Genomic DNA, 14,441 nt, shown 5'->3' with positions numbered 1-14,441 from the left:
AAGGGAGGGGTGGGCTCGATGCTCGTCATCGCCGACAAGCTCAGATCCGGGGCGGAGAAGCGGGTCGTCTCCTGGCTGCGGAAATGGCAGGACGATTACCGGGTTCCCGGTGTGGCGATCGCGAACTGTTTCGTTTCCGGGCAGGAAGTCGATCTGGTGATCATCACCCCGCACACCACCGTCGTCTGTGAGATCAAAGGGCTGAACCCGGGGGTTACCAGCGGTGTCCTGCACTGCACCACCAACAGCCGGTGGAAAGTGTCGGGGTTCGAGGGCGACCCGGTCGGCGTGCGCCAGAACGACACCACGCCCTACGACCAGGTCCGGGACGGCGTTTTCAAGGTGAAGAACGCCGCCGCGCGGGCCGGTGGGCCCGCGTTCGTCACCGGCCTGGTGGTCGTGGTCCCGCCGCGCGGCTCGAAGCTGCGACTCGACAAGAGGTCGGCACCGCAGGGTTGCGATGTGCTGCTGTGCACTACGCAGAACCCGCTGCGCGCCTGGTTCCATCGCGCCCATCACCGCGCCGCCGTCGTGTGGACCGCGGAACAGGCCTACGCCTTGATCGAGGCCCTGGAACACGGCGACAGCACCAGCGTCGCCGGCCTGGCCGCGGAAGGGTTTCCGATGGAAGCGCCACCGCAGCCGTCCGCGCCGCTCAGCCCCGCCGGGCCCCCGTCCGAAACGGCACCGCCGACCGCCACACCACCGAGCGAAACACCGCCGCACCCCGTAATTCCCACCCGGCCACCGATTTCCCGACCCCCGCTCCCGCCGCCGGCACCCCAGCCGGAGGTTCCGCCTCCGCCCGCTGCGCAACCCACGCCACCACCCCAGCGCGATGATCCGGTTCCGGAGCCCACCCCAACACCACCGGCTTCAGCAGCACCCCCGCCCCCGGCCCCCGAAGCCGTCGACGACCGCCGTCATCGCCGTGCCCAAACCGCCGCGGCCTTCGCGGCGATCGGCGTCCTGGCCGCCGGGATCTGGCTGGTGGCCCAGCTCGGCAACGGCCGCACCGAACCACGGGAGACCCCTGGTAACCACCAGAACAGCGCGGTCACCGAACAGACGAGCACACCACCCCCGCCGCCGATCACGCCGGAAACGAAACCACCCGAACCTCCGACCGCCTGTTTCCCCTTCCAGCCGAACTGCTGACACCACCCGGCTCGACGAGTAGCGGCAGGTCGCTCACTTGCCCTCTTTCCGGCGCACGATTTCGGTGATCCAGATCGGCGCGAACGGCGATGTGCAGTTCGGCGGTGTCGGGTAGTCCTTCAGGACCTCCAGGCGCTCGCCGATCTCGAGGGCGCGGGCGCGGTATTCGGCGTGGTCGATCCCGATCTGGGCCAGGCAGTTGTTCATCGCCCACTGCAGGCGGTCCGGCGCTGCCTGCATCTCCGCCTCGATGATGTCCAGCAGTCCGGGGAGGTCGAGGCCCTCGGGTTTCTTCGCCACCCGCTCGGTGGTCAATGCCCAGCCGGCGCTCGCCACCACCGGGTCCGGGTCGGCGAACCAGGCCACCCGCAGTTCCTCGGCGTGCGGGTTCTTCTTCACCACATAGTTGACCAGCCAGTCCTGGACCTTGGGGGTGGCGGCCTGGCGCAACATGGTGTCCAGTTCGGTGCGGTCGAACGACTTCGGGCGGCAGATCAGCAGCGCCAGTAATCGCGCGGCGCCGTCCCCGGTGCTCCAGAGTTCCCGGGCGAGGTCGTGCCGGGTTTTCAGCTGTTTCGCGAGGGCGCGCAGTTTGGTGAGGTTGACCCCGTGGTCGTCGCCGTGTTTCTCGTTCACCGCGCGGACCCTCGGATCTTCGAGCGCGGCCAATTCGGCCATCACCTCGGCCACGGTTGCCGCGTTGGTCGTCGCCTGGGCCACCTCGGTCTCCTTCCTGCACGTCCGCACCTGAGCGTACGACGGCGTGCGGTACCTGAGGTCGGATGGCGGACGGTCTTGCGATAGCTTCGCGCCGGCGACCTGCCCTCCCCGAGGAAAGTGGAGGGGACCTACCGTTCCCCGGCATCACCCGAACAACTCGCCGAAGCGTAGGGACCGCTGGAGGTCTGTTCGGTCATCACCCGGCCGTCGACCAGGATGCGGCAGGTGATATCGCCGCCGGCGGGACCGTTGGCGGCGGTCATGGACACTATCCGGTCCCAGTCGCGGACGGGGACGACCTTGCTCCAGGGCAGCGAGACCCCCGTTTCCTGCGCCATACCTTGATCCTGGCCCAGGTAGGTGACCGCGGCCTCGGAACCGGTGCCCCGCACCTCGTAGGTCACGCTGATCTCGTTCCCGGCGCGCTCGTCGCCCTCGTTCCGGAAGAGTGTGAATCCGGCGGCGACCAGAAGGACGAGTATCAGCACGAACCCCCCGGCGATCCACGGCCATCTCGCCTTCTGCTGAGGCGAACGGTATTCCGGCGAAGACATACCGGCGGGCGGGTTCTGCCCCTGCTGGTATCCCTGCGGCTCACCGGAATCCTGCGGCTGATCGCCGGAAGGGTAGGACAATGTGCCTCCTCTGCTCGGGGCGCTACCGGGCGCCATTAGGAGGTAGATCACATTTTCATTCCGTGATGTTACACCGCTATTTATCCAGTTCATAGCCACAACGGCCTCGGACCGGACCGGCCGGCGGTTCAACGCGGACGAAAACCGCCGAGCGATCGGGCCCATCGGTTGCGTCCGGGCCGTGGACCTGCGCGCGTCCGGGTGGGAAGCTCATAGACAACCGCGTGCCGATTCCCGAGGACGGTGAGTCATGGTGGACAGAGCGAACGGGGCGCCACGGCCGGTGGATATCCGGAATGTGGTGCTGGTCGGGGGCAGTGGAGCCGGAAAGACGACCCTGGTCGACGCGTTGGCGCTGGCCTCCGGGGCGGTGAACCGGGTGGGGCGGGTCGAAGACGGCACCTCGCTGTCGGATTACGACGAGATCGAGCAGCGCCGGCACCGGTCGGTGCAGCTTTCGGTGGTACCGGTGCAGTGGGGCGGGGTGAAGGTGAACCTCATCGATACGCCGGGGTACGCGGATTTCGTAGGTGAGCTCCGTGCCGGTCTGCGGGCGGCCGACGCCGCCCTTTTCGTGGTGTCGGCCGCCGACGGGGTCGAGGGGGTCGGCGGGGTGTCGCGGGCGCTGTGGGAGGAATGCGCGAGTGTCGGAATGCCGCGGGCCATCGTGCTGACCCACCTCGATACGGCGCGCGCCGATTTCGACGAGATGACGCAGACCTGCCAGGCGCTGCTCGGCGGAAGTTCGGCCGAGAACGTCCTGCCGTTGCATCTCCCGGTGTACGGGCCGGCCGCCGCGGACGGGCACCGCCCGGCCACCGGGCTGGTGGAACTGCTGGAACAGCGGGTGGCCGATTATTCGACCGGTGAACGGCGGTGGGTCCCGGATTCGCCGGACGATACGGCGATCGTCGAACACGCCCGAGAGCGGCTCATCGAGGGCATCATCGCCGAAAGCGAGGACGAAACCCTCATGGACCGCTACCTCGCCGGGGAAGCCGTCGAACTCAGCACCCTGGTCACCGATCTCGAACGCGCGGTGGCGCGCGGTAGTTTCCACCCGGTGTTGTTCGCCGCCCCGGCGGCGGGCGAGGGCCGGCAGGGGCTGGGGACCGTCGAACTTCTCGACCTGGTGACCGCCGGTTTTCCCACCCCGAACGAGCATCCGGTGTCGGCCGTTCATTTGGCGAACGGGTCGAAACCGGTGGCGTTGCGCTGCGACCCGTCCGCGGACCTGGCGGCCGAGGTCATCCGCACCTCCTCCGACCCGTACGTCGGCCGGATATCCCTGGTCCGGGTGTTCTCCGGAACCTTGCATGCCGACGATACGGTGCATATCTGCGGGCACGGCCCGGTCACCGACCACGACGCCGAGGAACGTATCGGGGGTGTGACCGCGCCCTTCGGGCGGGAACAGCGGCCGCTCGACGAAGCCATCGCCGGGGATATCGCCTACGTGACCAAACTCGGGCACGCCGAAACCGGCGATACCCTCTCCGGTACCGGCTCACCACTGCTGATCGAACCGTGGCGGATGCCGGATCCGCTCCTGCCGACGGCCGTCCGCGCGCACAGTAAAGCCGACGAGGACAAGCTTTCGCAGAGCCTGGCGCGGCTGGTCGCGGAGGATCCGGCGCTACGGGTGGAGAACAACGAACGCACCGGGCAGCTGGTGCTGTGGTCGCTCGGCGAAGCGCAGCGTGACGTCGCACTGGAGCGGTTGCACAGCCGATTCGGGGTTTCGGTGGATATCGAGGAGTACCGGGTCGCGCTGCGGGAGACGTTTGCGGGCAAGGCCACCGGACGCGGGCGCCATGTCAAACAATCCGGCGGGCACGGGCAGTACGCGGTCTGCGATATCGAAGTGGAGCCGGCGCCGGAGGGGTCGGGGATCGAGTTCGTGGACAAGGTGATCGGCGGGGCCGTACCGCGGCAGTTCATCGGTTCGGTGGAAAAGGGTGTGCGGGCGCAGGCCGCACGGAGTGTGACCGCCGGATATCCGCTGGTCGATGTGCGCGTCACCTTGGTGGACGGTAAAGCACATTCGGTCGATTCCTCCGATGCGGCGTTCCAGACCGCCGGGGCGCTGGCGTTGCGCGACGCGGCCGCTCAGGGCCGGATCGACCTGCTCGAACCCATAGCGCAGGTGGATGTCCGTGTTCCCGACGAGCATCTCGGTGCGGCGCTGAGCGATCTGTCCGTCCGCCGCGCCCGCATCCTGGGCACCGAACCCATCGAGGCGGGGCGGACGCTGATCCGCGCGGAAGTACCCGAGTCGGAACTCGCCCGCTACGCGGTGGATCTGCGCTCGCTCACCCACGGCATCGCGCATTTCACCCGGGAATACCTGCGGCACGACCGCTTACCCACCCAACTTGCGGACAAGGCCCGCGCCGGAGCGCCGGTGGGATCCGGCTGAAGGGAAATGGTGACGAAACGCGAGCCGCCCCCGGCTCGAACCGGTGGCAGTGGGCCGTCGAGGCCGGTGATGCTCATGGAGCGCCGAGTGACGGTGCCGGCCGCGGCTGCACCGTCCCGCGTTCTGGGCGCGGCCTATCGACTCACCGGGTCAGGAACCGAGGCGCCGGATTTTGTCTTCGAGTACTGCGCGTTCCCGTTCGTTACCGCAGCGGGCCACCGCTTGTTCCAGTTCCGTGCGCGCTTGCGCCGGGCGGCCGAGGCGGATGAGCAGTTCACCGCGCACGCTCGGCAGCAGATGCGAGCCGGGCAGCGCGTCGGCGGCCACGAGTTCGTCGACGATCTCCAGGGCTGCGGCCGGGCCGTGGGCCATGGAGACCGCCACCGCCCGGTTCACCTCGACCACCGGCGAGGGCGCCAGCCGGCCCAGCGCCTCGTAGAGCACAACGATCCGCGCCCACTCGGTTTCCGGGACCGACGGCGCCACCGCATGGCATTCCGCGATCGCGGCCTGTAAACCGTAGATCCCGAGCCCACGCCCGGCTTTCCCGGCGCGGGCCAGAGCGGTCCGGCCGCGGCGGATGGCGCTGCGGTCCCAGCGGCGCCGGTCCTGGTGTTCCAGCAGCACCGGCGCACCGTCGGGGCCGGTGCGGGCGGGGAAACGTGCGGCGGTGAGTTCCAGGAGAGCGAGCAGGCTCTGGGCTTCCGGTTCGTCCGGGACCAGCCGGGTCAGTACGCGGGCCAGGCGTTGCGCTTCGGCGGCGAGGTCGACGCGGATCAGGTCGGTGCCCGAACTCGCCGACGAGCCCTCGGTGAAGATCACGTACACCACCCGCAGGACCGAGACCAGCCGCGCGGGCCGCTCCGTGGCGGGTGGTACCTCGAACGGCACGCGGGCCGCGGCGAGGGTTTTCTTCGCCCGGGTGATCCGCGCCTGCACAGTGGCCGTCGGCACCAGGAAGGCGCGCGCGATCTCGTCGCTGGTGAGACCACCGACAACGCGCAGGGTCAACGCCACCCGCGCCTCCGGTGACAGCACCGGATGACAGGAGATGAACATCAGCGCCAGCACATCGTCGTCGATCCGGTCCGGGTCCCACAGCTCCTCCCCCGGCCGCGCCGCCGTATCACCGCCCGCGGCTATACCGCCCTCGCCGAGATCGCGGGCGAGGGCGGTATAGCGGTCGTCGAGCGCGGCGCGCCGGCGGAAACCGTCGATGGCGCGCCGTTTGCCGACGGTGAGCAGCCAGCCGGCCGGGTTTCGCGGCACCCCTTCCCGCGGCCAGGTCACCAGGGCTTCGGCGAGCGCCTCCTGGGCGAGATCTTCGGCGAGAGTGAAATCCCCGGTGTAGCGGGCGAGGGCGCCGACGATCCGCGCGGATTCGATCCGCCAGACCGCCGCGACCGCCTCCCTGCCCTCGTGGCCGGCCACCGTCGGCACGGTCAGAGCTGACCGGTGGCTTCACGCCAGGCCCGCTCCTTCTGGATCCAGATATTGTCCTGCGGGAATTCGTCGATGGTGCTGACCCGGCGGACCTCGGTTTTGAAGCCTGCCCCGGTCATCGGCATCCGCTTGGCCCATTCCACGGCCTCTTCCTTGGAGGCGACGTTGAGAATGTAGAAGCCGTTGAAAAGCTCCTTCGTCTCGCCGTAGGGTCCGTCGGTGACCACCGGGTCCGCGGAGGAATAGTCGACGACCACCCCGTCGGCAGCATCGTCGAGACCTTCCGCGGCGAGCAGCACTCCGGCCCGGATGAGCTCGTCGTTGAACCGGCCGACGGTTTCCAGCATCTTGTCGAAGTCGATTTCGCCCATCTGCGCGAAGGCTTCGTCGGTCGCGCGCATGATCAGCATGTATTTCATGGTCGGTCTCCCTTGCGTCGTAGGGCCCCGTTCGAACCCTTTCACCCATAGGTCGAACGGGGAGCCGGCGGATCGACAACCCGCCGGATTCTTTTTCCGAAGTATCGCGACTCGGCACCGAAACCGCGCGGTTCTGTTCGAACTACCTGGCCAGTGGCATAATCCACCCTCAGAACAAGGGAATCGAAGTGTGGCGTATGAGGGCGTCATCGGCGATCAGTTCTCAGGGTCCGATGTTGGCCCCTCCCGTCCCGAAGGGAGCACTATGACCACCCAGCCCGCAGCGCAGGCCCCCCGGACGGGGGCACATGCCGCGCCCGAAGAAGGACAACCGGTGAAACAGGCGGTGGCCGGTGGTGCTTCCATCGCCGCCGCCGCGCTGTTGCTCACCGCGGGGTTCATCACCCTTTTCCAGGGCATCTCCGCGGTCGCCGAGGACGAGGTGTTCGTCTCCGGTCCCCAGTACGTCTACGAGCTCGATCTCTCCAGTTGGGGCTGGGTGCATATCGTTTTCGGCATCCTGCTGATCCTCACCTCGCTCGCGCTGATGACCGGCGCCACGTGGGCGCGGGTCACGGCCATCGGCCTGGCCGCGCTGTCGATCGTGGTGAACTTCCTGTGGCTGCCCTACTACCCGCTGTGGTCGATTCTCATCATCGCCCTGGATATCGTGATCATCTGGGCGATCGCCACCTGGGACACCCGGCGTATCTGAACAACCGGCGACCGGCACGGAACAGTAAGAGCGCTTCGCCGTGTCGGCGCCGAGGGTGCGGGCGCCACGATGCGACCATGATCGAATGACGGTATGGGCGGCGTCCGTGGAATCGGAACCGTCGGCGATCGTCTCGCTGTTCTGGATCGCGGCCGCAGCCGTGGCGGCACCGCTGCTGTCGCGGCTGCTGCGGGGACTGCTCCCCGATGTGGTGCTGTTGCTGGGCCTGGGCGTCGTTCTGGGGCCGCATGTCCTGGCATTCGCGGGCACCGATGGCGGTGTCGACCTGCTCAGCGAGCTCGGGCTGGGCATGCTGTTCCTGCTGGCCGGCTACGAACTGGACCCGAAACTCCTCGGCGGCAAACCCGGCCGAACGGCCTGGCTGACCTGGCTGGCCGGGCTGGTGCTGGCCCTGCTGCTGGTGTGGCTGGCGGCGACCGATGCCGGTTTCACGGCGCTCATCGCGGTAGCCATCGCGCTCAGCTCCACCGCGCTCGGCACCCTGCTGCCGATCGTGAAACAGGACGGTGTGCTGGAGCAGCCGCTCGGCCGCGCCGTTCTGGCCCATGGGGCGGTGGGCGAACTGGGGCCGGTGCTGGCCATGTCCATCCTGCTCACCGGGCACAATCTGCTGGCCTCGGTGGTGGTGCTGGTCCTGTTCGGGGCCGCCGCCGCGGTGGTGGCGTGGGTGCCGCAACGCATCCTGGATCGTCATCCCGGCGCCGAACGAGTGATGGCTGCCCTCGCCACCGGAACCACCCAGCTCCCGGTACGCCTGGTGTTCCTGCTGCTGCTGGTCCTCATGACCGTGGCGGAGGTGTTCGAACTCGATGTGGTGCTCGGCGCGTTCGCGGCGGGCCTCATTCTGCGCCGGCTCATGGCCGAAACGCATCCGGAGATCCAGGATTCCCTGGAGACCATCGGCTACGGGGTTCTCATCCCGATCTTCTTCGTCGCCTCGGGAATGGGTATCGACCCCGCGGCCGTGGCCGCCGAACCCCTGATGTGGGTGCTGTTCGTGGTGGCGATCGGGGTGGCGCGGGGTTCGACGGTGTGGCTGAGCGAAGAATTCGTCCCGCACGGCGCGAATCTCGAACACCCGCACGAACGGGTACAGCTGGCGTTGTACGCGGCAACAGGCCTGCCGATCATCGTCGCGGTCACTCAGGTCGCGGTGCGGGGCGAACTCATGACCGCGTCCATGGCTTCCACCCTGGTCGCCGCCGGTGCCACCACGGTGCTGTTGTTCCCCCTGCTGGCCACCTGGGTCGGCGGCCGGGCAGTTCCCGAACGCGATGCCCGCGGCTAGCGGAGGTCGCCCACGAAACACTCTGGTGCACTCAGAACGCGACCCGGCCACCCCATTGCGGGGTGGCCGGGTTTCATATTGCCGCCGGATCCTGTCGACATACAGACCGAGACATTTCCTACCGTCCTGCTGGTGGGTGACCCGCCTGCCTGCGGGCGGCGCCGCTCTCACGTGATGCCTTGTCCGTGGAGGCTGCGGGTAGCAGTCGCTGGAGAACATCGGTGATGGTGATGAGTCCGATGAGTTCACCGGTACCGGCGGCGGTGACGGTGGCGAGGTGACTGCGGGTTTCCCGCATGGTGCGCAGCGCCTCGTACACCGGAACAGCGGCGGTCAGGTTCAGCACCGGCCGCATCAGCTGCCGAGCGGTGGTGGCACCGGCCTGCAGACTGTCGCGGACGTGCAGGACCCCTTCGATCCGGGTGCGGTCGCGGACCAGCAACCGCAGGTGCCCGGTCTCGCGTGAGGTGGCCTGGATCGTCTCGGGCGCGGCGTCGGGTGCTACCGCACTGGGGGCGGTGTTGGGGCGCACGATATCGGCGACGGTGAGCTGTTCGAGTTCGAGAGCGCTGGTGAGGTTGCCGTGGTATCGCTCGTCGAGGGTGCCGGCGGTGGCGGAGTGTTCGACGAGGTGGCGCAGCGCCGCCGGGTCCTGCCCGGTTTCGACTTCGTCGACGGGGCTGACCCCGACTTTGCGCAGGCACCAGTTGGCCGCGTGGTTGAGCGCGGTCAGCAGGGGGCGGGTGAGCCACATGAAGGCGCGCATGGGGAGGGCCAGGATCGTGGCCGATTTCTCCGGGTGCGCGATGGCCCAGGATTTGGGTGCCATCTCACCGACGACGAGGTGCAGGAACGTCACGATGATCAGCGCGAGTACGAACCCGACGATATCGGCGGCCCACAAGGGCGCGCCGAAGTCCTCGAACAACGGTGTGAGCCAGTGGTGCACAGCGGGTTTGGTGGTCGCCCCCAGCGCCAGGGTGCATACCGTGATACCGAGCTGGGACCCGGCCAGCAGCACCGACAGCTCCGAGGAGCTGCGCAACGCGGCGCGGGCCGCGCGACTGTCGGGTGCGGCGTCTTCGAGGCGGTGACGGCGAGCGGCGATGAGCGCGAACTCGACGGCGACGAAAAATGCGCTCGCGGCGATCAATCCGACGGTGACCGCCACAACGACCCAGGGGTTACTCATCGCCGGTCTCCTCCGATTCGGTGCGCACGGTGAGGAACACCGAGGAAGGAACGTGGTTCTCGACACCACGCACCTGCGCGGTCACACTGCGGCGCGCTGACGGCTGGTCGTCGAGGAAATCGGCGCCGTCCCGGGGCAGCGGAATATCGATCCGGTCACCGACGTCGGGCAATCCGTTGAAGACGGCGATGACCAGACCGGCGATCGTTTCGTAATCACCGGCGGGCAGGCTCAGCTCGAGCAGGCGTTCGATTTCGTCGAGGTGCACATCACCGGCCACCCGCCAGCCGTCGCCCTCGGCGACGATATCGCCGGCGGTGCTCGGATCGTGTTCGTCGGCGATCTCACCGACGAGTTCTTCGGCGATATCCTCGACGGTGACGATACCGGCGAAACCACCGTATTCGTCGACGACGAGCGCCATTTCCTCGCGCTGCGTACTCAGCCGGGTCACGACCTCCGGCAGCGGCAAGGTTTCGGGCACCAGGACCGCGGGCCGCAGCCGGTCAGCCGCGGTGCCGTCGGCTGCGCCGGCGAGCAGATCGTGCAAGTGGATCACCCCGCGCAGATCATCGGTCGAGGTGCCGACCACCGGGTAGCGGGTATGCCCGGTGCGCATCCGGGCCAGCACATCGGCGACGGTATCGTCGATATGCACGGTATCGACCCGGGCGCGCGGGATCATGGCGTGCTCGGCGGTGCTGGTCGGGAAGTCCAGGATGCGGTCGAGCAGAGTCGACAGCTCGGGTGGGAGTTCCCCGGCGTCACGGGAGGCGGCGACGATATGTTCGAGATCGCGCGGGGTGGCCGAATGCTCCACATCGTGCACCGGTTCGATACGCAGCGCCTTCAGCAGCAGGTTCGACGACTGGTCGAACAAACGGATCAGCCACCCGAATACCTTCAGGTACACCGTGGTCGATGCGGCCAGCCAGCGGGCCACCGGTTCGGGCCGGGCGATCGCCAGGTTCTTGGGAACCAGCTCACCGAACAGCATCTGAACCAGGGTCGAGAAGGCGATGGCCAGTACCGCGCCGACGCCTACGCCGACCGCGGTGGGTATACCGATGCCACCGAGTAGTTCGCCGAGGCCGCGGCCGATGAGAGGTTCGGCGACATAGCCGACCAGCAACCCGGTGACGGTGATGCCCAGTTGGGCACCGGAGAGCATGAACGATGTGCGCCGCGTGACGCGTAGCGCGCGGCCGGCGGCCTTGTCACCGTCGGTGGCGCGGGCTTTGAGCCGGGAGCGATCCACGGCCATATACGCGAATTCCTGGGCGACGAAGTACCCGGTCAGCGCGGTGATCAACAGGACCACGGCGATACCGAGCACGATAGTGAGCACGGTCACCACGACCTCACCTCACGAGGGGTTCCGGGAGGCTGCTCGTCACTGGGCGAGCCGGGTTGTCGGTATTTGCGCTTGGCGCGTCTCATCTGCTCTCTTTGTTCGAGGAACAACGTCGGGAAAGGTGTACTGCCGGGGAACGTTATTTGCGTCCTGCCGCCCAGCGCATCCCCCACTGGTAGGCACGGTCGAGGTCGGCCTGACTGCCGGAGATGTATTCGACTTCGCGCGCAACGGTCAGCCCGCTACCGCTATCGGTCAGCATGGCGACCGCGCAGATCTGCGCGCCGTCGACGGCAGAGTCCAGGGGGACCTCGATCTGCGGACCGGAGGTCGGGAACATCGTGACCACACCGTCGACCGCAGCCCAGTTCGCCGCGCCCCGATAGATCATCGCGAACACCAGGACCCGGCGGAAGGCGGCCGGATCGGCGAGGTTGATGTGCAGGTTCTCGCCACCGGCTACGGTGCCGGTACGGTCGTCGCGATCCAGGGCGATGAACGGCGGCTTGTGTAGTTCGCCGTAGCTGTTGCCCAACGCCTGGATAACTCCTTTGGAACCGTCGGCGAGCTCGTAGAGACAGCCCAGATCCAGGTCGATACCGCCGCCTCCCAGGAGTTTGGCGAAGAAACCGGTTTTGACCGGTTGCGGGTTGCTCCAGTTCAGGTTGACCCGCATCACACCTTGACGTTCACCGGCTTTGGTGAGGTTGACGCTGCGTTCGGTCTTGGTCAGGGTCAATTTGTGCAGACTGACCGCCGGGTCGGCGCCGGGCGCCGACCGATCGGCCGGCGCCGGTTTTTTGTTGTAGTCGATGCCCATCAGGTGTGTGTTTCTCCTATCGGTTGGAACGTCAGATATTCACGCCGTAGTCGCGGGCGATCCCCGCCAGGCCCGACGCGTAGCCCTGCCCGATCGCGCGGAATTTCCACTCCGCGCCGTGGCGGTAGAGCTCACCGAACACCATCGCGGTCTCGGTCGAGGCGTCCTCGGTCAGGTCGTAGCGCGCCAGCTCCGACCCGGTACCGCGGTCGACGACCCGGATGAACGCGTTGCGGACCTGCCCGAACGACTGCTGGCGCGCGTCGGCGTCGTGGATCGACACGGGGAAGAAGATATTGGTGATCGTGGCGGGTGTGGCCGCCAGATCGACGTTGATCACCTCGTCGTCACCCTCGCCTTCACCGGTGAGGTTGTCGCCGGTGTGCTCGATGCTGCCCTCGGGCGAGCGCAGGTTGTTGTAGAAGACGAAATGCTGGTCCGAGACGACCTTGTGTTCCGCACCGGTGGCGATGGCGCTGGCGTCCAGGTCGAACTCCGCGCCGGTGGTGGAGCGGACGTCCCAGCCCAGGCCGACCGCGACCGCGGTCAGGTTCGGCGCTTGCTTGGACAGCGAGACATTGCCGCCTTTGGCGAGACTGACACTCATTTCTGCTACTCCTGATCTCGTACGGTCAAGGAATGCCCTGCGATGTACTGGAATCCGCCCGCGGCCCCCGTGCGCCGAGACAACAATTCGCCGGCCGGCCGGGCCGCCACGCCGAGTCGACCGTCATGTGGCGCCCGCACTCGCGAACCGAGGGCCGCGTGCTGCGGAGAACGTCGACGTGTGCAGGTGACACACCCGGCCGACCATCGCGTACCGGTGCGGTCGTGGAGTCCCACTCGTGGACATAGAACCCACACTAGCACGCGGCACTGTATGGTAGGAGAGAAGGGAGGTGACCGATGTCGTCCCTACTGAGAATCGGCGAATTCGCCACACGCGCCGAGGTCAGCCCGCGAACGGTCGATTACTACACGAGTCTGGGCCTGCTGACCCCCGCCGAACGCACCGCCGGCGGCTATCGGCTCTACGACGACGCCGATATCGCCCGCGTCCACCTGATCCGGCAACTCGAAGCCCAAGGGCTCTCACTCGACGAGATCACCAAAGCTCTCACCTCCGGGACCGGCGATATCAGCGATGCCCTGGCCCGTCTCGACGACGACCTGAAACTCCTGCACACGGTCGCCGAAACCGCCCCCTCCGAAGTTCACGGCCTACTGACCTTGATCAGCGCCCGCGTCCACTCCCTGATCACCGTGGCGCTGCAGATACCACCCGATCTCCCGATCCTGTGAGCCGGAGCGGCGCACCCGGAAAGGTGCCGCCGCACCGCTCGCGTCGAAGGCTTCGGCCACAACTTCAGAGCAGCCGAACCGAAGCGCGAAACCGCAGGACACGCCTCGGCCGGGGCCCCCGTGGCTCGCCGGCCGAGCCATGGGCGAAAACCACCGTATACAAGGGGGCACCCGGCACATCGCTGCTGTGTCAGCGACCGAATAGCTCCTCGCCGATATAGCTGCCCGAGCCGATTCCTGGTGGGATCGCGAATACCGCGGACCCGACGGGGGTGGTCCATTCGTTGAGCGCATCGAATTCGTCGAGGCGTCGCTGAATGGGCACGAACTGGGTGGTGATATTTCGCTGGAACGAGACGAACAGCAGACCCGAGTTCGATACCTGCCCCGGAACCGGCGGATCGTCGTAGTTGTAGACGCGCCGGAAGATCCGTTCACCTGCATGAGTGTGGTGGGCGCGGGCGATATGCGCACCCGGTGGGATGACCGGTATGCCGTTGCGGTCGGTCGCCGTGAAAACGGGTTCATCGGTTTCGTGTTCACCGGTCAGCGGAGCCCCGGTGCTCAGTGTGCGGCCTACACTGAGCTCGCGACCGGGCCGGTCGAGCTCGTCCCAGGTATCGAGTTCGATCCGGATCCTGCGGATCACCATCGAGGTTCCGTCCCGCATCCACGGCCGGTCGGCGCCGTCGTCCCACACCAGCGAATCGAAATCCGGGGTACCGGGTTCCGGATTGGTCGTGCCGTCCACCTGCCCCATCAGGTTGCGCATCGTCGTGGGGGGGGGGGGGGGGGTGGTTGGGGGGGGGGGGGGGGGGGGGGGGGGGGTGTTGTGTTGTTATCGGGTGGTGGGGGGGGGCTCTCTCCCCCCCCCCCCCTCCCCCTCCCCCCCCCCCCCCCCACCCCCGCGAAGATCCCGCGCGGCCGCAGGCCGCGGTGTCACAGCCCCGCCGGA

At 67.7% G+C, this 14,441-nt stretch carries 13 protein-coding genes and 1 pseudogene; 5 read left to right on the top strand and 9 right to left on the bottom strand.

From position 1 onward, the window contains the following. Positions 1–18 precede the first annotated feature (18 nt). Positions 19–1,158, top strand: a complete 1,140-nt coding sequence (locus ACFWPH_RS20185) for a nuclease-related domain-containing protein (RefSeq protein WP_378753128.1) — start codon at positions 19–21, stop codon at positions 1,156–1,158. A gap of 33 nt (positions 1,159–1,191) precedes the next feature. On the opposite strand, the gene ACFWPH_RS20180 is transcribed toward ACFWPH_RS20185, so the two are convergent. Together ACFWPH_RS20180 and ACFWPH_RS20175 are read right to left on the bottom strand one after the other, a co-directional pair. Beyond that, positions 1,192–1,836 carry a DNA alkylation repair protein gene (locus ACFWPH_RS20180; RefSeq protein WP_378753533.1) on the bottom strand — a complete coding sequence of 215 codons (645 nt, stop codon included), beginning with the start codon at positions 1,834–1,836 and terminating at the stop codon, positions 1,192–1,194. Between the two features lie 170 nt (positions 1,837–2,006). Next, positions 2,007–2,513: an MmpS family transport accessory protein gene (locus ACFWPH_RS20175; protein ID WP_378753126.1), complete on the bottom strand. Its 507-nt coding sequence runs from the start codon at positions 2,511–2,513 to the stop codon at positions 2,007–2,009. Between the two features lie 250 nt (positions 2,514–2,763). On the opposite strand from ACFWPH_RS20175, the gene ACFWPH_RS20170 reads away from it, so the two are divergent. After that, positions 2,764–4,932 (top strand): elongation factor G-like protein EF-G2, encoded by a 2,169-nt coding sequence (locus ACFWPH_RS20170; RefSeq protein WP_378753124.1) that lies wholly within the window; start codon positions 2,764–2,766, stop codon positions 4,930–4,932. 150 nt (positions 4,933–5,082) lie between these two features. Here ACFWPH_RS20170 and ACFWPH_RS20165 read toward each other — a convergent pair whose 3' ends face one another. After that, positions 5,083–6,363: an RNA polymerase sigma factor gene (locus tag ACFWPH_RS20165; protein WP_378753122.1), complete on the bottom strand. Its 1,281-nt coding sequence runs from the start codon at positions 6,361–6,363 to the stop codon at positions 5,083–5,085. 11 nt (positions 6,364–6,374) lie between these two features. After that, entirely contained in the window at positions 6,375–6,794 is a 420-nt protein-coding gene (locus ACFWPH_RS20160; RefSeq protein WP_378753120.1) for a YciI family protein, read from the bottom strand. Positions 6,795–7,059: 265 nt separating this feature from the next. Between ACFWPH_RS20160 and ACFWPH_RS20155 the strand changes: the two genes are divergently transcribed. Together ACFWPH_RS20155 and ACFWPH_RS20150 are read left to right on the top strand one after the other, a co-directional pair. Further along, positions 7,060–7,509 (top strand): hypothetical protein, encoded by a 450-nt coding sequence (locus ACFWPH_RS20155; RefSeq protein WP_280415838.1) that lies wholly within the window; start codon positions 7,060–7,062, stop codon positions 7,507–7,509. Between the two features lie 85 nt (positions 7,510–7,594). Continuing rightward, positions 7,595–8,818, top strand: coding sequence for a cation:proton antiporter (locus ACFWPH_RS20150; protein WP_378753118.1), 1,224 nt, complete (start codon positions 7,595–7,597; stop codon positions 8,816–8,818). 118 nt (positions 8,819–8,936) lie between these two features. Here ACFWPH_RS20150 and ACFWPH_RS20145 read toward each other — a convergent pair whose 3' ends face one another. The 4 genes from ACFWPH_RS20145 to ACFWPH_RS20130 all read right to left on the bottom strand — a co-directional run bounded on the left by ACFWPH_RS20145 (position 8,937) and on the right by ACFWPH_RS20130 (position 12,791). Then, the gene (locus ACFWPH_RS20145; protein ID WP_378753116.1) at positions 8,937–10,010 is read right to left on the bottom strand and encodes a hemolysin family protein; all 1,074 of its coding nucleotides are present in this window, start codon (positions 10,008–10,010) and stop codon (positions 8,937–8,939) included. Next, positions 10,003–11,367 (bottom strand): hemolysin family protein, encoded by a 1,365-nt coding sequence (locus ACFWPH_RS20140; protein ID WP_378753114.1) that lies wholly within the window; start codon positions 11,365–11,367, stop codon positions 10,003–10,005. The genes ACFWPH_RS20145 and ACFWPH_RS20140 overlap by 8 nt, the downstream gene beginning before the upstream one ends. A gap of 136 nt (positions 11,368–11,503) precedes the next feature. Then, on the bottom strand, positions 11,504–12,184 hold the full coding sequence (locus ACFWPH_RS20135) for a tellurium resistance protein (protein ID WP_378753112.1): 681 nt from the start codon (positions 12,182–12,184) through the stop codon (positions 11,504–11,506). 31 nt (positions 12,185–12,215) lie between these two features. Then, a complete protein-coding gene (locus ACFWPH_RS20130; protein ID WP_378753110.1) occupies positions 12,216–12,791 on the bottom strand; it encodes a TerD family protein in 576 nt (191 codons plus the stop codon). Positions 12,792–13,090: 299 nt separating this feature from the next. Here ACFWPH_RS20130 and ACFWPH_RS20125 point away from each other — a divergent pair, with 299 nt between their 5' ends. Continuing rightward, positions 13,091–13,486 carry a MerR family transcriptional regulator gene (locus ACFWPH_RS20125; protein WP_378753108.1) on the top strand — a complete coding sequence of 132 codons (396 nt, stop codon included), beginning with the start codon at positions 13,091–13,093 and terminating at the stop codon, positions 13,484–13,486. 190 nt (positions 13,487–13,676) lie between these two features. On the opposite strand, the pseudogene ACFWPH_RS20120 reads toward ACFWPH_RS20125, so the two are convergent. After that, positions 13,677–14,273 (bottom strand): annotated as a pseudogene (locus tag ACFWPH_RS20120) (Dyp-type peroxidase); the annotation flags it as partial. Positions 14,274–14,441 lie beyond the last annotated feature (168 nt).

Origin of the sequence: Nocardia sp. NPDC058499 (assembly GCF_042719915.1) — a bacterium.
GTDB lineage: Bacteria > Actinomycetota > Actinomycetes > Mycobacteriales > Mycobacteriaceae > Nocardia.
The sequence above is the reverse complement of the archived record's forward strand: the minus strand, read 5'-3'. Positions and strand labels throughout refer to the sequence as shown.